This is a genomic window from Paraburkholderia fungorum (genome assembly GCF_902833645.1).
GTDB lineage: Bacteria > Pseudomonadota > Gammaproteobacteria > Burkholderiales > Burkholderiaceae > Paraburkholderia > Paraburkholderia fungorum.
The window spans coordinates 368,693-393,789 of sequence record NZ_CADFGE010000004.1 but is presented as its reverse complement, the minus strand read 5'-3'; the positions used below and the strand labels follow the sequence as shown (position 1 = coordinate 393,789).

18 protein-coding genes and 1 pseudogene are annotated in these 25,097 nt (G+C 61.2%); 12 read left to right on the top strand and 7 right to left on the bottom strand.

Annotated elements, in window-relative coordinates; all coding sequences use genetic code 11:
• The first annotated feature begins 66 nt into the window (after positions 1–66).
• Together HWX91_RS16270 and HWX91_RS16265 are read left to right on the top strand one after the other, a co-directional pair.
• Positions 67–1,281 (top strand): SAM-dependent methyltransferase, encoded by a 1,215-nt coding sequence (locus tag HWX91_RS16270; protein ID WP_028197957.1) that lies wholly within the window; start codon positions 67–69, stop codon positions 1,279–1,281.
• Between the two features lie 106 nt (positions 1,282–1,387).
• Complete coding sequence (locus tag HWX91_RS16265) at positions 1,388–2,671, top strand: DUF72 domain-containing protein (RefSeq protein ID WP_028197958.1); 1,284 nt, start codon at positions 1,388–1,390, stop codon at positions 2,669–2,671.
• Between the two features lie 55 nt (positions 2,672–2,726).
• Here the strand turns inward: HWX91_RS16265 and msrA are convergent, their stop codons facing one another.
• A complete protein-coding gene (msrA, locus tag HWX91_RS16260; RefSeq protein ID WP_028197959.1) occupies positions 2,727–3,275 on the bottom strand; it encodes a peptide-methionine (S)-S-oxide reductase MsrA in 549 nt (182 codons plus the stop codon).
• A gap of 256 nt (positions 3,276–3,531) precedes the next feature.
• Between msrA and HWX91_RS16255 the strand changes: the two genes are divergently transcribed.
• Positions 3,532–4,041 (top strand): flavin reductase family protein, encoded by a 510-nt coding sequence (locus HWX91_RS16255; RefSeq protein ID WP_028197960.1) that lies wholly within the window; start codon positions 3,532–3,534, stop codon positions 4,039–4,041.
• A gap of 78 nt (positions 4,042–4,119) precedes the next feature.
• Here the strand turns inward: HWX91_RS16255 and HWX91_RS16250 are convergent, their stop codons facing one another.
• The gene (locus HWX91_RS16250; protein ID WP_028197961.1) at positions 4,120–4,629 is read right to left on the bottom strand and encodes an Lrp/AsnC family transcriptional regulator; all 510 of its coding nucleotides are present in this window, start codon (positions 4,627–4,629) and stop codon (positions 4,120–4,122) included.
• Positions 4,630–4,759: 130 nt separating this feature from the next.
• Here HWX91_RS16250 and kynB point away from each other — a divergent pair, with 130 nt between their 5' ends.
• The 4 genes from kynB (at position 4,760) to HWX91_RS16230 (ending at position 17,015) form a co-directional block, all read left to right on the top strand.
• The gene (kynB, locus tag HWX91_RS16245) at positions 4,760–5,398 is read left to right on the top strand and encodes an arylformamidase (protein WP_028197962.1); all 639 of its coding nucleotides are present in this window, start codon (positions 4,760–4,762) and stop codon (positions 5,396–5,398) included.
• Between the two features lie 84 nt (positions 5,399–5,482).
• Positions 5,483–6,733 (top strand): kynureninase, encoded by a 1,251-nt coding sequence (kynU, locus tag HWX91_RS16240; protein ID WP_028197963.1) that lies wholly within the window; start codon positions 5,483–5,485, stop codon positions 6,731–6,733.
• Positions 6,734–6,743: 10 nt separating this feature from the next.
• The gene (gene kynA, locus HWX91_RS16235) at positions 6,744–7,700 is read left to right on the top strand and encodes a tryptophan 2,3-dioxygenase (RefSeq protein WP_028197964.1); all 957 of its coding nucleotides are present in this window, start codon (positions 6,744–6,746) and stop codon (positions 7,698–7,700) included.
• A 372-nt stretch (positions 7,701–8,072) separates the two neighbouring features.
• Positions 8,073–17,015, top strand: coding sequence for a hemagglutinin repeat-containing protein (locus HWX91_RS16230; protein ID WP_028197965.1), 8,943 nt, complete (start codon positions 8,073–8,075; stop codon positions 17,013–17,015).
• A gap of 203 nt (positions 17,016–17,218) precedes the next feature.
• On the opposite strand, the gene HWX91_RS16225 is transcribed toward HWX91_RS16230, so the two are convergent.
• On the bottom strand, positions 17,219–17,449 hold the full coding sequence (locus HWX91_RS16225; RefSeq protein ID WP_028197966.1) for a SymE family type I addiction module toxin: 231 nt from the start codon (positions 17,447–17,449) through the stop codon (positions 17,219–17,221).
• Between the two features lie 89 nt (positions 17,450–17,538).
• Positions 17,539–17,835 (bottom strand): hypothetical protein, encoded by a 297-nt coding sequence (locus tag HWX91_RS16220; protein WP_174459549.1) that lies wholly within the window; start codon positions 17,833–17,835, stop codon positions 17,539–17,541.
• Between the two features lie 112 nt (positions 17,836–17,947).
• On the opposite strand from HWX91_RS16220, the gene xerC reads away from it, so the two are divergent.
• Positions 17,948–19,081 (top strand): site-specific tyrosine recombinase XerC, encoded by a 1,134-nt coding sequence (gene xerC / locus HWX91_RS16215; protein ID WP_052660773.1) that lies wholly within the window; start codon positions 17,948–17,950, stop codon positions 19,079–19,081.
• 421 nt (positions 19,082–19,502) lie between these two features.
• Here xerC and HWX91_RS16210 read toward each other — a convergent pair whose 3' ends face one another.
• A complete protein-coding gene (locus tag HWX91_RS16210; RefSeq protein ID WP_156034537.1) occupies positions 19,503–19,679 on the bottom strand; it encodes a hypothetical protein in 177 nt (58 codons plus the stop codon).
• Positions 19,680–19,951: 272 nt separating this feature from the next.
• On the opposite strand from HWX91_RS16210, the gene HWX91_RS16205 reads away from it, so the two are divergent.
• Positions 19,952–20,788 (top strand): polymorphic toxin type 22 domain-containing protein, encoded by an 837-nt coding sequence (locus HWX91_RS16205; RefSeq protein WP_028197967.1) that lies wholly within the window; start codon positions 19,952–19,954, stop codon positions 20,786–20,788.
• Between the two features lie 201 nt (positions 20,789–20,989).
• On the opposite strand, the gene HWX91_RS16200 is transcribed toward HWX91_RS16205, so the two are convergent.
• Together HWX91_RS16200 and HWX91_RS16195 are read right to left on the bottom strand one after the other, a co-directional pair.
• The gene (locus HWX91_RS16200; protein ID WP_081833158.1) at positions 20,990–21,223 is read right to left on the bottom strand and encodes a SymE family type I addiction module toxin; all 234 of its coding nucleotides are present in this window, start codon (positions 21,221–21,223) and stop codon (positions 20,990–20,992) included.
• A gap of 73 nt (positions 21,224–21,296) precedes the next feature.
• Entirely contained in the window at positions 21,297–21,503 is a 207-nt protein-coding gene (locus HWX91_RS16195; RefSeq protein WP_052660774.1) for a hypothetical protein, read from the bottom strand.
• 249 nt (positions 21,504–21,752) lie between these two features.
• On the opposite strand from HWX91_RS16195, the pseudogene HWX91_RS41460 reads away from it, so the two are divergent.
• The 3 genes and pseudogenes from HWX91_RS41460 to HWX91_RS16180 form a co-directional block, all read left to right on the top strand.
• A pseudogene (locus HWX91_RS41460) lies at positions 21,753–22,802 on the top strand (filamentous hemagglutinin); the annotation flags it as partial.
• 814 nt (positions 22,803–23,616) lie between these two features.
• Positions 23,617–24,063 carry a hypothetical protein gene (locus tag HWX91_RS16185; RefSeq protein ID WP_042275716.1) on the top strand — a complete coding sequence of 149 codons (447 nt, stop codon included), beginning with the start codon at positions 23,617–23,619 and terminating at the stop codon, positions 24,061–24,063.
• Positions 24,064–24,233: 170 nt separating this feature from the next.
• The gene (locus HWX91_RS16180) at positions 24,234–24,881 is read left to right on the top strand and encodes a hypothetical protein (protein WP_127837946.1); all 648 of its coding nucleotides are present in this window, start codon (positions 24,234–24,236) and stop codon (positions 24,879–24,881) included.
• Positions 24,882–25,097 lie beyond the last annotated feature (216 nt).

Genomic DNA, 25,097 nt, shown 5'->3' with positions numbered 1-25,097 from the left:
GTTGCGCCGCACGGAGACGCAATCCGCACAGGCTTTGCTTTAATTCAACGGACACGGAGAGTTCACATGTTCTGGGAGAAAAAGCTGGCGCAGTGGGTGGAAGAGGTAAAAACCAAGGCTAACCTGCCAGCACGCCTTGTGCTGTGGGACGGTCAGCAACATGACTTCGGGCAGTTCGCCGCGCCTCAGGTCACGCTACATGTCAAAAGCGCTACGGCGCTGCCTTACCTGCTCGAACCGAGCCTCGACAATCTCGGCGAGGCGTATGTGAAGGGCAAGATCGATATTGAAGGCAAGCTATCCGACATCATCAACGTCGGCTATCAGCTGGCGCGCAACACCGTTACCAGCGCAAGCAAGCTGGCGCGCGTGCGACGCTATTTCAATCACTCGAAGTCGTCGGACAAGAAGGCCATTCAGTATCACTACGACGTCTCGAACGAGTTCTACAAGCTGTGGCTCGACGAGAATATGGTGTACTCGTGTGCGTACTTCGAAAACGGCAATGAAGATCTCGCCACCGCGCAGATCAAGAAGATCGATCACATCCTCACCAAGATCCAGTTGCAACCGGGGCAGCGCCTGCTCGATATCGGCTGCGGCTGGGGCGCACTCGTCCTGCGCGCCGCGCAGAAATTCGGCGCGAAGTGTGTCGGCGTGACGTTGTCGCAGAACCAGTTCGATCTCGCGACCGCGCGCGTGAAAGCCGCGGGCCTGGAAAACCAGATTGAGATTCGTCTGCAGGATTATCGCGACGTCGAGGGGCAATTCGATCGCATCACCAGCGTCGGCATGTTCGAGCACGTCGGCCGCAAGAATCTGCCGGGCTACTTCCAGAAGATCCACGATCTGCTCGTCGACGACGGCATCGCCATGAATCACGGTATCACGTCGAGCGATGCGGATAGCGGCGAAACCGCGCTGGGCGGCGGCGAATTTATCGACCGTTATGTGTTCCCGGACGGCGAACTGCCGCACATCAGCCTTGCGCTCGAATCGATGCAGCGCGGTGGCCTTGAAGCGGTTGACGTCGAAAGCCTGCGCCGTCACTATGCGCGCACGCTGGACATCTGGGCGGATAACTTCGAAACGCACGCGGACGAAGCCCGCAAGCTGGTCGACGACGAAAAATTCCGCATCTGGCGCGTGTATCTGGCCGGTTGCGCGTATGCATTCGAAAACGACGACGTCTCGATCTACCAGGTGGTGTGCCGCAAAGCCGGCCGCAGCGCGAAAACCTTGCCGTGGTCGCGTCGCTATATGTACGACAAAACGTTGTGATACGGTTGCGCCGTGGCGATCTACCGTCGCCGCGTGCCGGGGCTACGGGCACTGCATGAGCAGGCCGACGCGGCGCAAACCTTAAACAACAGCAGGTCGGACATAGATGGACCAGAGCGGGACAAGCGAAGTTGAACAGCCGGTGAGCGGCGCAGATGAGGTGCAGGCCGACGCCGTGCAATTCGATCTGTTCGGGATGCCGGTGGAACAGAAGCCGGTATCGGCACCGGCATCCGCACCGAAGCCTGACGCCGGAGCAAAACCACCGCGTGCGACTACGCAAGCCAATGCCGCACCGGCAACGGCCGATACGCCCAGGAAACGCCGCTCACGCGACGTTCTCGCCGCACCGCCCTCTGCCGAACTCCTCGCGATCGCTGCCGAACTGCCGCCGCAGGTGCATCTCGGCACGTCGACATGGTCGTTTCCGGGCTGGAACGGCATCGTCTACGGCGACGAATACAGCAATAGCAAACTCTCGCGCGAAGGCCTGACGGCCTACGGCGCGCATCCGCTCCTGAAGACCGTCAGCATCGACCGGTCGTTTTACCAGGCGCTCACGGTCACCGAATACTTGCGCTACGCGCAGCAGGTGCCGGAGCACTTCCGCTTCATCGTCAAAGCTCCGATGACGATCACCGACGCCACCGTGCGCGCCGAACGCGGCGAGCCGGTCTCGCTGAATCCGTGCTTTCTGAACGCGCAAATGGCGATCGACGACTTCGTCACGCCATGCCTCGAAGGCCTCGGTGCCAAAGCCGGTGCGCTGGTGTTCCAGCTCTCGCCGCTGCCCGACCAGATGCTCGCGCAACCGGCGGCGTTCATCGAGCGACTCGCGGAATTCATGGCAGCGTTGCCCAAGCTGCCCGGCGGCACCTGCTATGCGATCGAAATCCGCGATGCAAGTCTGCTCACGCCACGCTTCATCCGCACGCTGAAAGCGGCAGGGGTGCGGTATTGCGTGGGGATTCATGCGCGGATGCCGGACCCGTTACGTCAGGCGGCGGCGCTCGCGCTGCTGGACGGCGAGCCGGCCGGCCCGCTGATCGTGCGCTGGAGTTTGCACGGCGGCTTCAAATACGAGCAGGCGAAAGCCAAGTACGAACCGTTCGACCGGCTGGTCGATCAGGACCCGGGCACCCGCGCCGCACTCGCCGAACTGGCCGCGCGCTACGCGCTGGCCGGCCAGCCGGTGGTGATCGCCGTCAACAACAAGGCGGAAGGCTCGGCGCCGTTAAGCTGCGTGGAACTGGCGCGGGAGATTATCGAGGCGTATGCGCGGCTGGCTCATGAACATGAGCACGACGACACGCAAGCGGCGCCTGAAGCTGAGCCGCAATCGGACCCGAGTGAGCGGGACGAAGGCGCCGAGCCCGGCAGCCAGAACTGAGCTGCCGGCGCAGGTAGAACAAGCCGCATCGGACCGCCGGTCCGCCGCCAAAGGCTCAGCTCGCCTTGATCCGATGCGCGAACTTCTGACGGAATTTCGCGACCTTCGGCGCCACCACGAACGAGCAGTAGCCCTGATTCGGATGCTGCGCGAAATAGTTCTGGTGATATGCCTCGGCCGGCCAGTAGTTGCCGTCGAGCGGCAGCACCTGGGTGACGATCTGGCCATCGTAGATGCCCTGTTCGCCGATCTCGCGGATCGCCTGCAAGGCCGTTTCGCGCTGCGCGTCGGAGTGGGTAAAAATCACCGAGCGGTATTGCGTGCCGACGTCGTTGCCCTGCCGGTTCAACTGGGTCGGATCGTGAATCGCGAAGAAAATATCGAGAATCTCGCGATAGCTGATCTTCGCCGGATCGAAGTCGACGTTCACGACCTCCGCGTGGCCGGTTACGCCGTCGCACACCTGCTCATAGGTCGGCCGCTGGGTGTGGCCGCCCGCATAGCCGGACTCCACTGAGTTCACGCCTTCGACGCCCAGATACACCGCTTCGAGACACCAGAAACACCCGCCACCGAGGGTGGCGATTTCGCCTGTCTGACTCATGCTGCTTGCTCCTTGATACCCATAGCCGGCCAATGCCGGTCCCAGTTCACCGCAACGCTCATGCCACCGCCCAGACTTTCCAGCTTAGCGGTTTTTCCACTAGCTGGCAGGGCGCGCGGCCAGTCCACCGCGATTGCAGTTAAAATTGGGACAAATCGACGATTTTCACTATGACTTTTGAATCATTTGTTTCTGGCCGCATGCACGATGGGTCCGGACCGGGGCTCACCCGGTTTGACGCAAAGGCTTACGTCCAATGAAGCGCGCCAGTCCGCCCAACTTCGACCAGTCCGCCTTTAAACAGGCGCTCAGTCAATTCGCCACCGGCGTCACCGTGATTACGACACGCGCGGCGTCCGGCCAATTGATCGGCATCACGGCCAGCTCGTTCAATTCGGTGTCGCTCAATCCGCCGCTGGTGCTGTGGAGCCTCGCCACGCGCTCGGCGTCGATGCCGGTGTTCCGCGCCAACAGTCACTACGTGGTCAACGTGCTGGCCGCGTCGCAGCTCGATCTGTGCAAACGCTTCGCGACGGTGAAGGGAGATCGCTTCGAAGGGGTCTCGCATGCCGAGGGCGACACCGGTATGCCGGTGCTCGACGGCGCGCTCGCCTGGTTCGAATGCCATAACCGCAGCCGCTACGAGGAAGGCGACCACGTGATTTTCGTCGGCGAAGTGGAGCGCTGCGGCGTTCACGAGCGCGCTGCGGAGATTGCGCCACTGGTGTTCCAGAACGGCCAGTTTCACGGACTCAAGCCGTTCTGAACAGACGGGGCGGCGCCTTTGGATCGACGGCTGCCGCGCGCCGATACAGGCGTGCGTAAGCGGCCCCGCCGCCCGCATTCAGCTATGCGTCGCGCTGTGGCCGCTGCTTTTCGTCACCAGCGACACCGGCACGCCCGAATCTTCCTTCAGCGTCTGCAGCACGATATTCGAACGAATATCCATCACGCCCGGCGCCTTGTAGAGGCGTTGCAGCACGAAATCCGAATAGTGTTTGAGATTGTGGGCGAGCACCCGCAACAGATAGTGGGTTTCGCCGGTCACGACAAATGCGCCGACGACCTCCGGCCAATCCCGCACGGCTTCGGCGAAACGCTCGTGCCAGTTTTCCTGGTCGTTGCGCATCGACACCTGCACGAACGCTTCCAGTTCGAAACCCAGCACTTCGCGGTTCAGACACGCGCGGTAATGTTCGATGACGCCCTGCTCTTCCAGCAGACGCAGGCGTCGTAGACAGGCCGACGGCGAAAGCGAAATACGCTCCGCCAAATCGAGATTGCTGATCCGTCCTTCTTGCTGAAGCACCGTCAAGATACGGCAATCGGTGGCGTCGAGCGAGATCGCGTTCATATTCGGTCTCCCTTTCCCATTTGACTCAAATTATGTTCCAAGACACGGCTCAGAAGGAGATTTTTTCGCAATCACATTTCGCGTCAAGCCACCTATCATTTGTGGATAGACACAATCCGCCGATGGAGACATGGACACACTCTGGGACATCACCCCCGCCGTCGATACGGCGACGCCCGTCTGGCCGGGCGATACGCCGGTCGGCATTGAACGCGTGTGGCGCATGGAGGCGGGCTCGCCCGTCAACGTCGCGCGCCTGACACTGTCGCCGCACACCGGCGCTCACACCGACGCCCCCCTTCACTACGACGCCGAAGGCGCGGCAATCGGCCAGGTTGCGCTCGATGCGTACCTTGGACGGTGTCGCGTGATTCATTGCATCGGCGCTTCGCCTGTTGTGACGCCACAACACCTGAGCGGCTCGCTCGACGACCTGCCGCCGCGAGTCTTACTACGCACTTACAAAAACGCGCCGACTGAGGCTTGGGACAGCGCGTTCTGCGCGGTCGCGCCGGAAACGATCGACTTGCTGGCAACGAGAGGGGTGAAGCTGATCGGCATCGACACGCCGTCACTCGATCCGCAGGAATCGAAGACGATGGACGCGCATCACCGGATTCGCGCGCACCGCATGGCGATCCTCGAAGGCATCGTGCTGGATGCCGTCGCGCCCGGCGATTACGAGTTGATCGCGCTGCCGCTCAAGCTGACCTCGCTCGACGCGAGCCCTGTGCGCGCCGTATTGCGGGCGCTGCCCGAATCGCGGTGAACACGGGCGCTAAAGGCGCTGCTGGTGCCTGCCGAAACTGAATCACATTCACCGAACTCTCCCCATCCCTTTGACTGGACCAACATGAACACTCGTGACGAAGCACTGGCGCTCGATAACGCCGACCCGCTCGCGCCGCTGCGCGATCAGTTCGCACTCTCGCCGAGCACCATCTATCTCGACGGCAATTCGCTCGGCGTGCCGCCGGCCGCCGCCGCCCAACGCGCGCAGACTGTAATCGGCGCCGAATGGGGCGAAGGCCTGATCCGCAGCTGGAACACTGCGGGCTGGTTCGAATTGCCGCGCCGTCTCGGCAACAAGCTCGCGCCGCTGATCGGCGCGGCCGACGACGAAGTGGTCGTCACCGACACGATTTCGATCAACCTGTTCAAGCTTTTGTCGGCGGCCGTGCGCCTCGCAAACGCGCGCGATCCGAAGCGTCGCGTGATCGTTTCCGAGCGCTCGAATTTCCCGACCGATCTGTACATCGCGCAAGGGCTGATCGAACAACTCGACCGCGGCTATGAATTGCGCCTTGTCGACGATCCCTCCGAGTTGCCCGCCGCGATCGGCGACGACACCGCGATCGCGATGATCACGCACGTGAATTACCGCACCGGCTACATGCACGACATGGCCGCGCTGACCAGACTCATCCACGACAAGGGCGCACTCGCGCTGTGGGATCTCGCGCATTCGGCGGGCGCGGTGCCGGTCGATCTGAACGGCGTCGGCGCCGACTACGCAGTCGGCTGCACGTATAAATATCTGAATGGCGGCCCCGGTTCACCGGCGTTCGTTTGGGTACCGAAGCGCCATCAGAATGACTTCGCGCAGCCGCTGTCCGGCTGGTGGGGGCATCGCGCGCCGTTCAAGATGGACCCGGCCTACCAGCCCGATGACGGCATCGGCCGCTTCCTGTGCGGCACGCAGCCGATGGTGTCGATGTCGCTCGTCGAATGCGGACTCGATGTGTTCCTGCAAACGGATATGCAAACGATCCGCGCCAAGTCGCTCGCGTTGACCGATCTGTTTATCGAGCTGGTCGAGGCGCGTTGCGGCGAGTTTCCCTTGAAGCTCGTCACGCCGCGTGAGCATGCGCGACGCGGTTCGCACGCGAGCTTCGAGCATCCGCATGGCTATGAAGTGATGCAGGCGCTGATCGCGCGTGGCGTGATCGGCGACTATCGCGAGCCCCATGTGTTGCGGTTTGGTTTTACGCCGCTGTATACGCGCTTTGTCGATGTATGGGATGCAGTGGAGACGCTGCGCGAGGTGCTTACGCAAGAGAGCTGGCGAGCACCTGAATTTGCCGCACGCGGCGCAGTGACCTGAGGAACACGTAATGACCGATCACATGCAAACGCCGGGATTGCCGGAAGAGAAGCCGGCGCAAGGCTGTCCGTTTGGGCACGGCAGTGGGGCTGTCCATTCGGCTCCGGCGGCGGCTTCCGCTACGGCCGCTGCTGCCGCAGATTCCGGCGATGGCTGGCATGACGCGCAACTCGATTTTTCGGAGTCGATGAGTTACGGCGATTATCTTTCGCTGGGGAAGGTGTTGGACGCGCAGCATCCGTTGTCGCCGGCTCACAACGAGATGCTGTTTATCATCCAGCACCAGACGAGTGAGTTGTGGATGAAGCTCGCGCTGTATGAGCTGCGCGCTGCGTTGAACGCCGTGCATCGCGATGAGTTGCCGCCAGCGTTCAAGATGCTCGCACGCGTGTCGCGGATCATGGAGCAGCTCGTGCAGGCATGGAGCGTTCTTGCGACGATGACGCCGTCCGAGTACACGGCTATGCGGCCTTACCTGGGTAGCTCTTCCGGATTCCAGTCTTATCAGTATCGGCAGATCGAGTTTTTGCTCGGCAATAAGAATGAGCAGATGCTGAAGCCGCATGCGCATCGTGCCGATGTATTCGCAGAGGTGAAGGCCTCGCTGGAATCACCTTCTTTCTACGACGAAGTCGTGCGCTTGCTGGCGCGGCGTGGGTTTGCAATTTCACCGTCCAGGTTGGAGAGAGACTGGACACAGCCGACTGTCCATGATGCTTCTGTCGAAGCAGCCTGGCTGGAGGTCTATCGGAATCCTTCGCAACATTGGGAGTTGTACGAGATGGCGGAGGAACTTGTCGATCTGGAGGACGCATTTCGGCAGTGGCGCTTCAGGCATGTGACGACCGTCGAGCGGATCATCGGATTCAAGCAAGGTACCGGCGGTACAAGCGGCGCGCCTTATCTGCGCAAGATGCTGGATGTGGTTCTGTTTCCTGAGCTTTGGCATGTGAGGACGATGCTTTAAGACGCCAGTTCACCAAGCATTCCTGAAATTCGGCTGCGCCCTCGTCTTCAGTAACATCTTCAGGCGTACGGAGCAGCCTTTTTTAACTGGCCTCTTAAGCCCAGCGTATTCCTCTGTCTATCCCGGTCCCTGTTGCCCCCTCCCGTTGACCTGGTTGTTCAGCCCGCATCGCGCGGGCTTTTTTTATCCGCGTGTTTGCCCGTGCGCATCATGCCTGCGCGCGTTAGGCCATTTCGCCGGACGGTTCCATCGGAACAGTCCGAATTGATGCAAACGTTGCTGTGCCGCGAATTTTACGATTTGTGGACATTCCATTGGTTCGATCTCCGCTAGTTTACGGCCGGTTAATAGTCCGTAATACGAAGCATAAAAATGAACCGGAAGACATACAGGCTGGTGTACAGCCGACTCAGAGGAATGCTTGTCGCCGTCGGGGAAACTGCTGCGGCAATGGGTAAGGAGGCAGGACAAACCACGGTACGCAGCAGAACATCACCGGGTGTGGTTTTTTCGTTACGACAGATTGCGTTCGCCGCGCTCGCACTCATCGGCGCGCTGCCCTCGCTGTCGGGCGCGCAGATCGTTCCGGGCGGCGCGCACGCACCGTCCGTGGTCCAGACACAGAACGGGCTGGATCAGGTGAACATCAACCGGCCCTCCGGTGCGGGCGTGTCGATGAACACCTATGGCCGCTTCGACGTGCCGTCGAAAGGCGCGATCCTGAACAATTCGCCTGCGATCGTGCAGACGCAGCAGGCGGGCATGATCAACGGCAATCCGAACTTCGGCCCTGGCCAGTCCGCGCGCGTCATTGTCAACCAGGTCAACAGCAGCGCGGCGAGCCAGATCAACGGACATCTGGAAGTAGCGGGCCAGCGCGCGGAAGTTGTCATCGCGAACGGAAGCGGGATTGCCGTGAACGGCGGCGGCTTTATCAATACGTCCAGAGCCATCCTGACCACGGGCACCCCGAACTTTGCGCCGGATGGTTCGCTGGCCGGTTTCAACGTCACGGGCGGCAACATCAGCATCCAGGGTGCGGGACTCAACGCAGGCGATACCGATCAGGTGGACCTGCTCTCGCGCGCCGTCCAGGCGAACGCCGCAATTTACGCGAAGAACCTGAATGTCGTGACCGGTGCGAACAGCATCAGTCATGACACGCTTGATGCAACGCCTGTCGCGGGTGATGGCCCGGCGCCCGGTGTCTCCATCGACGTGAGCCAGCTTGGTGGAATGTACGCGAACAGGATCGTTCTGGTCGGCACGGAGAATGGCGTCGGCGTGTCGAATAAAGGGGTTCTCGCCGCGCAGGCAGGTGATCTCGTATTGAGCACCAATGGGCTGTTGACGCTTGCCGGGCAGACTAGCGCGAGCGGTAACCTTGCCTTGTCAGCGCGCGACGGTATCGACAACAGCGGCACCACCTATGCGCAGCATAACGTGACAGCGAACACGTCTGGCGCGCTCACGAACAGCGGCGTGCTGGCCGCGCAGCAGAATACGACCGTCAATGCGGGTAGTGTCGCCTCGACCGGCACGCTCGGCGCAGGTGTGAACGGCGACGGCAGTCTGGCGCAGGCGGGCGACCTTTCTGTGACGGCAGGCGGCACATTGACCGCGACCGGACATAACGCGGCGGGCGGCAATGCGGCGCTGAATGGCACGGCGGTCAATCTCGCCGGAAGCCGTACCTCGGCTAACGGAGCGCTGGTCCTGACCGCGAGCGGCGGTGATCTGAACCTGTCGGGCGCAACGGTGACGGCGGGCGGCGCGCTGGACACGCGCGCCTCCGGGACGCTCACGAACGACAGCGGTGTACTGTCCTCGGGCGGTGCGCAGACTGTCACGGCCGGCGCACTGTCCAATCGCGGTGGCCAGATCGCCTCGGGTGGCACGCTCAACGTCACTGCAACTAGTGACTTGCTGAACCAGGGCGGCACGCTGCAGGCAGCAGGCGCACTCTCCGTCAACGCGGGTTCGCTCGACAACACGGGAGGCCATGTTGCGGCGCTAGGCGCTGACGGCCTCACGCTGACCACAACCGGTCTGCTGAACAATGGCGCGAGTGGGACCGGGGTTGGCACCATCGGCGGCAACGGCAATGTGGCCGTGCAGGCCGGTCAGATCGCGAACGCGGGTTCAATTACAGCGGTGCAGTCGCTGATTGCCGGCGCGGTGCAGAGCCTGTTCAACGGCGGCACGCTGGCGGCGAACGGCAATGTCACGCTGGCCGCAGGTTCGACGCTGACGAATGCGAACACCATCCAGGCGGGTCGTCTGGTCACGCTTTCTGCCGCGACGTTCGACAACAGCCACGGCAACCTCGGTGCGGACAAGCTCGCGCTGCATGCGTCGGACCTGGTCAACCGCAGCGGCACTATCACGCAGACCGGCACGGGCACGACGACCCTTGACGTGACCGGCACGCTCGACAACTCCGGCGGAACGCTGCAGACCAACAGCGACAGTTTGGCGCTTGGTCCTGCTGCGCTCGTCAACGACAACGGCACGATTGCCAGCTCCGGCACCGGCACGCTAACGGTCAATACCGGAACACTGTCGAACAATGGCGGCACCATCGCGACGAATGGTGCGCTTGATGTCCGCTCGGGTGCGGCTTCGAACCGGGGCGGCACGCTGGCCGCACAGACGGGCGCGACGTTACACGTCGCCTCGCTGGACAACAGCGCTGGCGGCTACGTCGGCGCGCAAAATGTTTCGGTATCGGGCACGGGCGCAGTGAACAACGCGGGCGGCACGATCCAGGCCGATGACACGCTGTCCATCTCCGCACAGTCGGTTGCCAACGATGGCGGTTCCATCGCGAACGGCGGTACGGGCACGGCGACGGTTAGCGCGAGCGGTGCAATCACGAACACGACCAACGGACTGATTGGCGGCAACGGCGATGTATCGGTATCGGGCGGCAGCATCGGCAATGCGGGCGGCACCGTCACGGCGGGTGGCGCGGCCACGGTGCAGTCCGGCAGCACGCTCGATAACCGGGCTGGCCTGATTCAGGGTATGGATATCGTGTCGGTGTCGACCCTGGGCGCCATCGACAATACGGGCGGGCAGATCGAGGCAGACGGCACTGCTGCCACGCTCGCCGTGACAGGTGCATCGCTCGACAACACGAACGGGCGTATCGCGAACACCGGATCAGGCGCGACGACGGTCAGCGCGGCCACCGTCACGAACAGCAATACGGGCGGTGTCGCTGGTGCGGGCACCATCGGTGGCAACGGCGACCTGAGCGTGAACGCCGACACGCTGTCGAACACGAATGGCGCGCAGCTTGTGTCGGGCCACGACCTCACGCTGACTATCGCGCAGCTTGCAGACAACACGAACGCGACGCTCTCGGGCGCAAACAACGTCACCCTCAACGGCCCAAACGCAGGGGTCATCAATGCGGGCGGCTCGATTCACGGCAACGGTGCGATTACGCTGAATGCGGCTTCGCTCGACAACACATCTGGCCGCATTGGTAATGACACGGGCAGCGGCGGCTCGATATCCGTCAATGCCGGCACGCTGGCAAACCAGGACGGCGCAATCGGCAGTGACCAGAATCTGGGTGTCACTGCGAACCAGCTTACGGGGGACGGCAGGATCATTGCCGGAAACGACGGTGCGGTCACGGTCAACGACGACTACACGCTCACCGGCAGCAACCAGATCCAGGCTAACCATGACCTGACGTTCACGACAGCAGGCACCTTCACAAATCAGGGCACGCTCGGCGCGGTGAACGCGCTGACGGTGAACGCGGCGAACGTGGACAACCAGGCGGGCGCGGACCTGAATTCGTCGGCTACGACGGTCAATGCGGCGAACGCGATCACCAACGAAGGCCGCATCGAAGGCGATACCGTTACGACACATAGCGGGTCACTGGTCAACGCGGCAGCGATCATCGGCAACACGGTCACGCTGAACGCCAGCCATTCCATCGCCAACACCGGCACTGCCGCCGTAATGGCCGCGGCTTCGCAACTGAACCTGCATTCGCCCGGCGATATCTCCAATTCGGGCGGCGCGAACCTCTTCAGCCTCGGCGACATCAACATCGCTGCAGATGGCACGCGCGATGCGAACGGCCTGCTCGCGAACCGCAGCTACTCCGTTACCAACGACCAGTCCACGATCGAGGCGCAGGGCAGCATCGAAATTGCCACGCAGACGCTGACCAATACGCGCCCCGCGCCCACCGTCGAGACGGTGACAACCGGCGTTGAAGCCGAACATCAGACCAAGCGCTCGAAGTACATGGCCTGTACGACGACGAACGCCGACAAGGGTTACTGTACACAGGCCATGTGGGACAACGGCTATATCGCGCCGGTCAACGCGACCTTCTCCAGCGCGGACGTTGTGTCGCAGGCGTCCGGTCCCAATGCGACGGACAAGGTGCTGGTGGTGAACATCAACGGCCAGCCGCAGACGATCTGGTACAACACCCTGGCGGCTAACACCGACGGCACGATCACCGTCAGCTACTGGGACGGCTACGATCCGCACGTCAACTACGATCCTGGCACCGAATACGCGTCGCGCAACGACGCCCACAAGGGTTACCAGCGTGTCGAGATCGCCCGCGACACGACCACCACCACGCAGCAGGACCAGGTAAGCGGCCCGCAGGCGCAGCAGGCGCAGATCGTGGCGGGCGGCAACATGGTGCTTGCGAACGTCGGCACGCTGAACAATGAGTACAGCGCCATTGGCGCGGGCGGCTCGATACAGATTGGCAGCGCCGATGCGAGCACTGATGCAACCGGCGATGTGGCGAGCGGCAACTACGGCGGCACGCTGGTGAACAACATCGGCCAGACGCTCTACCAGTACCAGAAGCAGGACATCGTTTCGACCTACGCGTGGAACGAGAACATTTCGCGCGATGTCGGCACCGTGGTTGAGCCGTCGATAGTTCTGTCCCCGGTCGCCATTGGCGGCACGGGTGGGACGATCATCGCGAACAACACCGTGCAGATCAGCGCGACCGACATCGACAACACGAACGTGGCGGCGGCCAACTCCGCAACCGGCGCGACGGGCGGCACGCTGGGCGCGAACGGCACCGTGGGCGGCATCACCGGCACAGGTGCGCAGACCGTCAACCTCGCCACCGGCCAGACACAAACTATTAACGCGCCGCAGTCCATTGCCGGACCGGGCGGTGCGCTGAATATCACGCTGCCGTCGAGCGGCCTGTATACCTTTAACACGGCCCCCGGCGCGTCGTATCTGGTGGTCACCGATCCGCGCCTGACGAGTTACACGAGTTTCATATCGAGCGACTACATGCTGGGAGCGCTCGGCCTCGATTCGTCGAAGACCATCAGGCGGCTCGGTGACGGCGTGTACGAAGAACAGATGGTACGCAACCAGATCACGCAGCTCACGGGCCGGGTCTACCTGCAGGGCTACACCAGCAACGAGGACGAGTATCGCGCGCTGATGAACAGCGGCGTGAACGTCGCGAAGGAATTCAATCTTGAACCGGGCATGGCACTGAGCGCCGCGCAGATGGATGCGCTGACGAGCGATATCGTCTGGCTGGTCAGCCAGAGCGTCACGCTGCCCGATGGCACGACGCAAACGGTGCTGGCCCCGGTCGTCTATCTGGCCCACGCCCACGCGAACGACCTGAAGCCGACCGGCGCGCTGATCGCCGCTGATGATGTGGAAATTCACGCGACGGGCAGCGCGACCAACTCAGGCGTTATCAGGGGCGGTACACAGACCGTTATTGCCGCGACCAGCATTCTGAACCGGGGTGGCTCCATCGGTAGCGGTTCGGGCAGCAGCACGGACAGCGGCACGACCGTAGTTTCGGCGACCAATGATGTCGTCAACGCGTCGGGACGCATCACCGGCAACCGGGTCGCCGTGCTTGCCGGTCATGACATCGTGAACACGACGCTGGTGGATAGCGTGGGCGTCAGTTCGGCGGTGGGCGACAGCAAGATCAGCCAGAGCCTGCTGGGCACACAGGGCACGATTGCATCGACGGGTGACCTGCTTGTCGTGGCGGGAAATGACCTGTCAGTTCACGGTGCAAACATCGCCGCTGGCGGCAACGCGCAGATCGCAGCGGGTCACGATATTACGGTGGATACCGTGCAGTCTGACACGTCGCAGTCCGTGACGAAGAGCGACCAGCATCATTGGGAAGCCAGCAGCACGCTCAACCAGACGAGCGGCATTAGTGCTGGAGGCGACCTTGCGATGCAGAGCGGTAACGATACGACGCTTAAAGGGGCGACGCTCAGCGCGGGCGGTGATATGACGGTTGTCGCGGGTGGCAACCTGACGGCCACGACCGTGACCAACACCGCGACCTACAACAATGTCGCCGCGGACGACAAAACCCGCAAGCAGTCCGACCGCAGCTACGACGAACAGGCAGTCGGCACGAACCTTATCGCGGGCGGCAATGCCACGCTCGCGGCCCTGAGTGCCGATCCCGGCAAAGGCAGCGTCACGCTCACGGGTTCGTCGCTGGCGGCGGGCAGCGGCGCCGCAACCATTGCGGCCACGGGTGACGTGACTATCAACGAAGGCCGCGAGGAACACGATTCGTACGCGGCGACCGAATCGAAGCGTGGCAGCTTCGTGCATGGCTCGACCACCGACACGATGCGGAACACGCAGGCGAACATCGGCGTGGGTAGCACTGTGTCCGGCGACACGGTCACGGTCAGTGCGGGCAAGGACCTGAGCGTGAAAGGTTCGACCGTCGCGGGCACGAACGACGTGAATCTGGCTGCGGCGGGCAACGTGAACATCACGACCTCACAGGATACGCAGAGCACATCGAGCTACTACCAGAAGCACGAGTCCGGCTTTGGCACGAGCGGCGGAATTGGCATATCGGTGGGCAGCAGGACGCAGACCGATACCGCTCACGACGTTACGGTAACGAACACTGGCAGCACGATCGGCTCGCTCAACGGCAGTCTGAACCTTACCGCAGGAAAGGACCTGCATGTCACGGGTAGTGATCTGGTTGCCGCGCAGAATGTCACCGGTACCGGCGCGAACGTCACGATCGACTCTGCCGTCGATACGATGCATCGCGACGAGACGCATGAGGTCAAACAGAGCGGCTTTACGCTCGCGATCAAGGCTCCGGTGGTTGACGCGGTGTCCAGCGCGGTTGACGAGGCGCATGCGGCGAGCCACAGTCAGGATGACCGTGCTGCGGCATTGCACGGCATGGCGGCGGCAAGTAGCGCGGTGGATGCAATCGGCGCAGGCAGAGCCGCAGCGGGCGCGCTTGCCGGCGGCGAGAAGCCGGAAGCAAAGATCGAACTCAGTTACGGCAGCAGCCACAGCAGGAACACCTACACGGAAGAGAGCACGACCCGTCGCGGCTCAGGTGTCACGGCGGGCGGCACGGCTGCGTTTGTGGCGACCGGCGACGGCTCATCTGGCAACAGCGCGGGAGGCGGCAACCTGACGATTGCAGGTTCGAACGTGAACGCGAATGACGTGATCCTTGCAGCAAGGAATCAGGTGAATCTCGTGAACACGACCGATACCGACTCGACGCGCAGCAGCAACGAGTCCAGCAGCGCGAGTGTCGGTGTCTCCTTTGGCACGCAGGGCTGGGGAGTCGATGCGTCGATGTCGAAGGCGCACGGCAACGGCAACAGCGATGCCGCCATGCAGAACAACACGCACGTGACCGCCGCGAACACGGCGACGATTATTTCGGGCGGCGATACGAACATAATCGGCTCGAATGTGAATGGTCGCCAGGTGAACGCCGATGTCGGCGGCAACCTGAACATCGCGAGCGTGCAGGACACGATGGCGAGCGCCGCCCATCAGGAGAGCTCGGGCGGCGGCTTTGCGATCAGCCAGGGCGGCGGCAGCGCGAGCTTCAGCCATACGAACGCGAACGCCAACCGCAGCTACGCGGGTGTCAATGAACAGGCAGGGATTCACGCGGGTACGGGTGGGTTTGATATTGCTGTCAAGGGCAATACGGAGCTGACGGGGGCAGTCATTGCCAGTACGGCCACGCCGGATAAAAACAGTCTGACGACGGGCACACTCTCCTTCTCCGATATCGCGAACAGTTCGAACTACGATGCTAAAAGCAGCGGATTGTCGGCGGGCGGATCGGTTGGCGATGGCGGCAATAACTATGCGACAACTGGTACGGGTTCCGTGCACAACGCCGGTGGTGTCACGCCCTCACTTAGTCAGCATGACAGTGGCAGCGCCAGTGCGACGACGAAAAGCGCCGTCAGCGCGGGTGCCGTCACGATCACCGATACGGCGAACCAGTCGCAGGACATTGCGAGCCTGGAGCGCGACACGTCGAACACGTACGGCACGGTCAGCAGGACGCCGGACGTGAACAACCTGCTGGGCAGGCAGGCGGACATGATGAATGCAGCGGGCGCGGCGGGTGAAGCAGTCTCGCGGCGCATCGGCGACTTTGCGCAGTCGAAATACGACGAGGCAAAAGACAACGGCGACCAGGCTGGGATGGCCGCGTGGGATGAGGGTGGGACGAACCGTGTCGCCCTTCACGTAGCCGGGGGCGCGCTGATTGGTGGGCTCGGTGGTGGCAGTTTCGGAACAGCCCTTCAGGGTGCAGCGGGCGCGGGGCTATCGGCAGCGATGGCGAAGCAGTTGGAAGATATCTACAAGGGTGTGGGATCAGCCACCGGTTCGGAACTGCTGGGCAACATAGCAGCCAATGTGGTTGCAGGCGTCGGCGGTGCGCTGGTCGGTGGCGGCGTTGGGGCGAGCACTGCATCGAATGTTGAGTTGTATAACCAGTCGGCACACCGGAAACCGAAAGACCTGGTATCACAGGTGTGTCCAGCGGGGGCGCAGTGCAGTGATGCAACGCTGAATGCGGCGATTCAGGCTCAGGGGGCAAATGCAGATGCTGCCGCTGGTACTCTCCAGCCTAATTACGCAACTGTCGGTGCAGGTAGCCTGTCAGGCGCAGTGGGCGGTGCGGTCAATCTCTACGACGGTACCATCTATACGTCATACAGTGTTAGTCAGTCATTCCCGCCCGCATCGTGGGCGCCAGGAGCTACAGCCACGCTTGGTTGGATTTGGGGGGCGAGTGATGCGTCGTCGACTAATGCATTCATGAATGGGGATGGGAACCAGTTCTATGTCTCCATTCCCTTTGGTAGAGTGAATTTGATGGGCGCGATTACCCACGCTTATGGGGGTTCGACAGCAGTGGAACTAGGCGTTACCTCGCCCGGAGGGATTACAGCGGGTGTTGTGCCTTGGAGTCATTCGACACCGCTTAACGAGAAAAAGTGATGATGGAGGATCGAGATGCGAGGGCCAACGGACGAAGAGTGGAAACGCATGACGCCAGAACAAAAGACGACTTATAAAGTATTCGTCGGTGTCGTTCTGTGTATCTTGGTTTTACTCTTAATAAAGAAGTTCTTCTTCTGAGTTCATACCCCCTACAAACAACAAACCCGGCCTTGCGCCGGGTCTGCTGTTTATGGGGTCGTTCAGTCTGGGGTAATGACGAGGCGGCCGTACTCTACCTCGATCTTTACGCGCTGGCCGGGTTCGAAGCCGGCGTGTTCAAGCCACATGCCGGCGATGCGAAGCCAGGGGAAGAAGGTAGGCGTTCGCCAGTCCCTGCCGGGTTTCGGGGAGGGTCGCCAGCGCATGAGCTGCTGGACGGTGGCGCGGCGCTCGGGATGAGCGTGCGATGCATTAAGATTGGCGTCAGCCATGATCAACTCCTTTGGTGAGTTGGTGGTGGTCAGCGGGCGGTGAGTGTTGACGCACTCATCGCCCGCGCTTCTTCAGAGGTTCTTCTCCTTCAGCTGGTCATGAGCCGGGTCATCTGCGAACGCTTGACCAGGCTGTCCATCAGGACGATCAGCGCCTGCTGATCCTCATCGGATAACGAATCCATCTGTTCATACAGCGCGTGCAGCCGCGGATTGTGAATGCGCGGCGCGGTGAGCGGCTCAAGGCCAACCAGCGCATCCACACTGGATTGCAGGACCTGGGCGATACGCACAACGATGCAGACCGGTCGGGGCAAAACGATGAACGGTCGGGGTCCGGTCGGCATCTGGTCGGGCATCGGTCGGGGATGGCCAATCAGGTTCAAAGCGAGACGGCACAAGGCGAAGACGGCGAACCGGTCGGGGTGAGCGCAAACGCGTATATCGGAGAAAACACACGCGCGCCTTCTTTAGCCCGCGTTGTTGAGGGTGGCAATCATGGGTAAGCCCAGATCAAAAGCGCCGCTGCCGGTGATTGGCCCGGTGGATGATCCGCACAGCCTGTATTACCAGATGCGGCAGTATCTTGAATGGCAGCGGGTGCGGAACTACAGCGGGCGCACGATTGAGAACCGGGAAAACAACCTGCGGCTGTTCATTACGTGGTGCGACGAGCGCGGGGTGACGCAGCCGCAGGAAGTAACGCGGCCGATTCTGGAGCGGTATCAGCGGTATCTGTTCCTGTACCGCAAGCCTGACGGCGAAGCGCTCTCGGGCGGCAGTCAGGTGAAGCGTCTTGAGCCGATACGCGGGTGGTTCCGGTGGCTGGTGCGGCAGAACCGGATACTGTCGAACCCGGCGGCTGATCTGGAGATGCCGCGCATGGAAAAACGTCTGCCGAAACACATCCTGAGCGCAGAGGAAGCCGAGCAGATTCTGAACGTACCGGATGTGACGAGCGCGATGGGCGTGCGTGATCGCGCGATGCTGGAGACGCTGTACAGCACAGGCGTGAGGCGTTCGGAGCTCGTCGCGCTGAAGGTTCACGACATCGACTTCGACCGGGGCACGCTGATGGTTCGCCAGGGCAAGGGCAAGCGCGACCGGCTGATACCGATTGGCGCGCGTGCGCTGGCGTGGATCAGGAAGTATTTAAACGAGGCACGTGCGCAGCTCATGATGGGAGACGATGACCGGACGCTGTATCTGACGATCCAGGGCGAAGCGGTTCATATCAACACGCTGGGGCGGCTGGTGAACGGCTACATCAGGCAGTCGGGGCTTGAGAAAAGCGGTTCGTGTCATCTGTTCCGGCACACGATGGCGACGCTGATGCTGGAGAACGGGGCCGATGTGCGGTTCGTGCAGGCGATGCTCGGTCATGCGGATCTGAAGACGACGCAGATCTATACGCATGTGGCGATCCGGGCGCTTAAGGAGATCCACACGGCGACGCATCCGGCGCGACTGGAGCGCGTGAGTGATGCGCAGGATGGGAAGGTCACGCGACTGAGGCGACACGAATACAGCGGGTTCAGCCGGAACCTGTTCGGGATGGCAGAGGCACGAAAGCCGTTATCCGTGGACGCGACGGTGGCCGATGACGCGCAGCGCAATCCAGAAGAACAATAAAGGCATGTGCGGCCCTTGCGGGCCGAGGTGTACGAGGGCCGGGGGTAAATTGGCCTTCGGCCAATTGAACATAACGCTGGGAAATTAGCAACGGTTAGCGGGCCGGCCTCGCTCCACCTGTCCCGTTGGCCGGCCCGCTAACCGTTGCTAATTTGCGTTATGTCTGGCGCCCCCGGCCCGCCGGGTGCGCGTGGCGCACAAGAGTAAGTCAGGGCCATAAAGCGGCCTGATCCTGGTGTACGAATCAAAGCCAGGCATGGCTTGCGCAAAATAAAGTCAGGGGCCGCGCCGCGGCCAGTCATGGTGTGAACCCCGCCCACCCGGCAGTCTGCTGCGCGCGGGCTGCGGCCGCGTGGCGGCCTTCGCGCCGTGCTCGCAGCCTGCCTCCCGTCCGCCCCCATGGGGCTCCCTCAATGTGCCGTTACTGCGTAACGGAAAACAAACCCCAAACAGAAAAACCAAAGCGTGCTTCGCATGCGGTGCAAGCCGCCGTGTCGTCTTGCACCGCATGTCCGAGCGTGTCAAACCAGTGGCCGTCAAGGCTGCCCTTCGGCGCGCGTTGCGCGACCTTGACGGAGTCGTCGCTGGGGTGGTTCACGAAGGCTTGCGCGGTTCTGGAGCAGTGGGACGCAAGTGCCCTGTTCCGCCGGGTTTGCCGTCTCCCTTCGGGAGCCGTCAAACCCGGCGGGACGATGACGCGCGCAACCTTTACAGTCCTTAACAAATCTCTGACGCGTAACTGGCAAACTCGCGTCTTAAAGTGAAAACCCGCGTCGGGGCAAAAAGTTGCGGGCTCGGACCGGCGTCAGGAAAAAGCGGTGTGCAAGTGGTTGATGCGTCGGGGAAAAATGCGATTCGACAACAAAGTTCATGTGGGATGCAAGCGTCTGGAAGGAAGGCGGCACGAGTCGGGCCATCATGCAGGCCGCTGGTGCGGCGCTGGTGACGGGACTTGCCGGCGGCAATGCGATTGGCGGCGCAGCAGGCGCTGGCATCGCTTCGATCGCAGCGGGCAAACTGAACGAACTGAGTGGCGCGATTGCGGGATCACGCCCGACCGGCAATGCGGACATCGACAAGGCGCTCGGGAACATCGTCGCGAACGCGATTGCTACGGGCGCGGGTGCGGCAGTGGGTGGTGATGCGGGTGCATTCTCGGGATCGAATGTCGATCTCTACAATAGATCGGTTCACGATGGATCTGTATCAAAGGATCTGGTGTCGCAGATATGCGGTGCGGGTGCGCAGTGTAGTGAGGCGGTGCTGCAGGCGGCGATTCAGGCGCAGAGTGCGAATGCAGATGCAGCGGCGGCTACTCTCCAGCCTAACTACGCAACCGTCGGCGGTGGTGTCTTGTCCGCCACGGGCAGCATCGCAGCAAACCTTTACGATGGGTCTGTACATGCATCTGGCGGAATAGCTCAGGCGAACCCGTCAGCAACGTCTTGGATACCGGGCGGCAGCGCAGCACTCGGGTGGATCATAGGTTCCTCCAATGCACAATTGACGAATGCATTCTTAAATGGCGATGCAAATCAATTCTTCGTTTCGTTGCCAACCCCATTTGGTGCCAACGTTTATGCGGCGATTACGCATGCATACGGTGGGGCGACGGCAATTGAGCTTGGTGTTAGTCCTCCTGGTAGCAAAACATTCGGTGTTGTACCGTGGAGTCATGCCAAACAAATAGGCAGAAAGAGTAAATGAGGAGCTAAATATGGCAGCAGGTGGTGGCCCTTCACTCGATCAATGGAAGCAAATGAGTAAGAAGGAACGACTCAGGTACTGGATATTTATGGCCGCGCTTGTAACGTTGGCATCAACGGCAGTCGCGTACGCTTTACTGGTGAGCTGATTCTTCCGCTAAAACAACAAACCCGGCGTTGGCCGGGTTTGTTGTATGTGGAATCACTCCGGGAATGGCGTGATGATAATCCTGTGATGTTCGACGACGATACGAACGCGCTGGCCAGGAAGGAAGCCCGCGTGTTCGATCCATCGGCCAGCGAGCTTCATCCATGGATAAAGAGGTGGATCTTTGCGGATGCGCCCGAGCGTGATCTGCTGATAACGCCAAGACTCTTGGATGGTGAGGCTGCGCTCCGGATGAGCGTGAGGTGATTTAAGATGGACATCAGCCATGGTCAACTCCTGTATTGAGTCGGTTGTGGTCAGCGGGCCATGAGTGTTACCAGCACTCATGGCCCGCGCTTCGTTAACGGCCCTGTTCCGGGGTCCGGTTATTCCATCGTCGTGCTTCGTACTTGAGGATCAAACCCTCAAGCAGTTCGCGCACGACATGCTTCTCTTCCTTTGAAAACTGGATGACGGCTTCGAACTGCAAGGTGAGGTCGGTGTCAGGGCCGCGCTCGTGTTCATCGAAGAGCAGAAAGTCTGCGGTGACATGCAGCGCGACAGCCATTCTCTTCAAGACATCGGCAGACGGTTGACGCGACACGACGGCCCTGTTCCGCCGGGTTTGCTTCGTGATGCGATGTAATTGGGATAAGGAAAATGCCTCATCTGGCAAACTCGCGCCTTCTGGCCAGAAACCGCGTAGGGCAAAAAATTGCAGATGGAAACGCGCATCATGGAAAACCGGTTTGCAAGTTCCTGTCGCGTCAGGAGAAAACCTGTTTCGACAACGGCGGGCGCGTCAGGTGCGTGTTTTCTGAACATCGCGAGCGTGCAGGACACGATGGCGAGCGCCGCGCATCAGGAGAGCTCGGGCGGCGGCTTTGCAATCAGCCAGGGTGGCGGCAGCGCGAGCTTCAGCCACACCAACGCGAACGCCAACGGCAGCTACGCGGGCGTGAACGAACAGGCGGGCATCCAGGCGGGTGACGGCGGGTTCAATATCAGCGTCAAGGGCAACACGGACCTCAAGGGGGCGGTGATTGCTGGCGATGCGGACGCGTCCAGGAACAACCTGTCCACTGGGACACTGACCTTTAGCGATATCCAGAACCAGTCGAGCTACGACGCGCACTCGGGCGGCTTCAGTGCAGGCGTGACGACTGGTGACGGCGGCGCGAATTACAGTACTCACGGCCCGGGTTCAACGGCGAACGGGCCCAATGCAGGCGGCGGTGCGCCGATGTTGAGCCAGAACGACAGCGGCAGCGACAGCGCGGCCACGCGTAGCGGCATCAGTACGGGCACGGTCAGCGTCACCGATGCAGCCAGCCAGATGCAGGACATCGCAAGCCTGAACCGGGACACGTCGAACACGAACGGCACGGTTGCAAAACTGCCTGACGCGAACAACCTGCTCGACCGGCAGGCGGACATGATGGCGGCGGCGAGCGCAGCGGGAGAAGCGGTTTCGCAGCGCATCGGTGACTACGCCGACCGTCAGGCCAGGGCGACAGGCGATCCTGAGTGGGCCGAAGGAGGCACGTATCGGGCCGCGATGCAGGCGGCAGGCGCGGCGCTGGTAACGGGACTTGCCGGCGGCAACGCGCTCGGCGGTGCGGCTGGCGCGGGTATCGCTTCAATCGCTGCGGGCAAGTTGAACGGACTGAGCGACGCAATCGCGGGATCGGACCCGACTGGCAATTCGGATATGAACAAGGCGCTCGGCAACATCGTGGCAAACGTAATCGCTACGAGTGCCGGTGCGGCGGTAGGCGGCAATGCGGGTGCGTTCGAAGGCTACAACGTTGACCGGTACAACCGGCAACTGCATCCGCAGGAAAAGACCGCAGCCAAGCAGATAGCGGCGAATGCAGCGGCGCAAGGTATAACGAACCCGGACGGATCGCCGATCACAACCGACCAGATTGAGAACGCAATGCGCGCGGCCAGCAACAGCCAGTACGGCGAGATCGCTGCGACAGGCGTCGTGGTGCCGCTGAACGCGAACACGCCTGCAAGCGCCGTCTACGACACAACGGGCATGAAGCTGGCGACGGACAGTACGGGTAATTATCTGGTGCAGGACCCGTCGATGCTGGCGACACCGTCTAAGAATGTGCAGGACTTGATCACGCAAAACACGGGTGGTGCTAGCTCACCGTACAGTTGGGGAACGTCAACCGCTCAAGCGGCAACGCCGAAGATCGATCCGTATGGACCGTTTTCACCGGGATGGAACACCGGTGACAATTCGGTTGGATTTCAGCAGCCGGGCATCCCCGCACCTGACTACGTCGCCGTCAATGGCAACGCTCTGGGCCTCTCAGGCTCACTCTCAATGAATCTGCATAACGGTCAAGTCTATGTCGGAGCTGGCGGCTCTGTGCCTGTGGCTCCTAGCGCGAGCGTCACGTTGGGTTGGCTGCCGTCGAACTACGGGCTGCCCAACGCAGTGCAAGGGGAGAATACCGATCAACTCCTGGGGGGCGGCTCCTACTCGGTCGCTGCTTGCGCTTACGGTGCCTGCTTTGGCGGGAATCATGCCATTGGTGGCGCTACGGCTGTCGAGGTTGGCTTGGGAATTGGCGCGTCGACAAAAGCGATAAATCTCGGCGGGAGTGCGAGCACGGGAGTATCTTTGCCTGTGTTCAAACTTCCCTCATCACAATAAATGGACCATGCCAGATAATCAAATTTGGGGCCGCCCCGCCAAGCACTACGTAGTAGCGCTGACGGTGGTGTCGTGGTTGCTCATCCTCATTTATGCCGTGATAAAAAATCCATCAACGACTGACGCAAGTGTAAGGATGAGCATGATGAAAGCCGATATGGCGACGATGCTTGGAAACGGGGGAGCGGTCGTCTATCGAAATGAGAATGCGAAGTTCGGCGGAGCGCTGTTATCGCTCCTGATTCGCACGGATTCGTGGTCGCAGCAGCTTCGGGATAGGGACATCAAAACCCTGGTTGATCTCGGCTGGCAGCAGATGCCGACTAGCCCCGCTTCTTTCTGTAAGAAGGGCGTGCTTGCGGAGATTCAGGAAAATGTTGGGGATTACAAGAACACGTCAACTGTTCTCATATCCATGAGGTACAACGCCACCACAAGCAAGATATGCAAATAATCGATATGTAGGGCCGCCAACTGCGCCTACACGGCAGTGTTCGGTTTAATAGGCAACTACACCCTGAAGAAAAGAGCGCAATAGCGAAGCAGGCGAACGGCGACCAGGCCGAACAGGACAAATTGACGAAGGCGGCATGCCTTGCGGTGAAGTGCTGGGCAGAATATCCCGTGGGCAGCGACGAGTACAACAAGAACTACGTGAGTCAGCTTGAGGCAACGCAGCTCGGGCCTGAAGTTGCGTGGGTGACCCGTCAGCAGGAAGCAGGATTGTTCAACTACACGCCTCGGCAGAAGATCACAGACATGGTGAAGAGCGATCCCCTGGGTGTAGGGAAGGATGCATTGAAGGTTGGCCTGGGAGCTGTAACAGCGAAGACTGGTGGCTTGCTCTGTGGAAGCGCTGCTGGTTGTGCGGTGGGAGGCTGGATGTTCGTGTTCGGCACAAGTGATGCAATCGAGGGGGCAACTAGCCTAGCCAATCGCTATGATGGAATTACGGCCTCTGGATGGAACCCCTTGCGGTCAGGTTTTAGTGCACTCGCGCCGACTTGGGGAAACACCATATATGACGGCATCAACCTCGGGACCGCTCTCGTTGCGTTAAAAGTACCGGTTCCACTTAACGTAGGAACGTTAGATGGCCTAAACCGACCCACTTCTATGTTCGACGTCATGGTGCCGAACATTAACAATGCAAAGTCAGTCCCGTTTATCGGACCGTCCGTTAGTGCTAACCAAGCCTCTCTATGGCTTGGAGTGGGCACCAAGGCCGCGACCTTTGTTAATGACGTCCGCAACGCGGGAGAAAAAAAATGAATTGGCGTCGAGCATACGCCGCATTCCAAATTTGGTTCATGGTCTGCCTTACATCGGCGATCGGGGCGAGTTCCTGGTCGTTTCTGGTTGCCGGGTTATGTCGCTTAATGTTCAAGCTAGATGAAAATATTGCCCTCTTGGCAATCGGGTTGCCTATGTTTCTTATCTTGCTGGTTGTCTTAATCAGGTTTTTACCGAAACCACTACGCAAGGCAG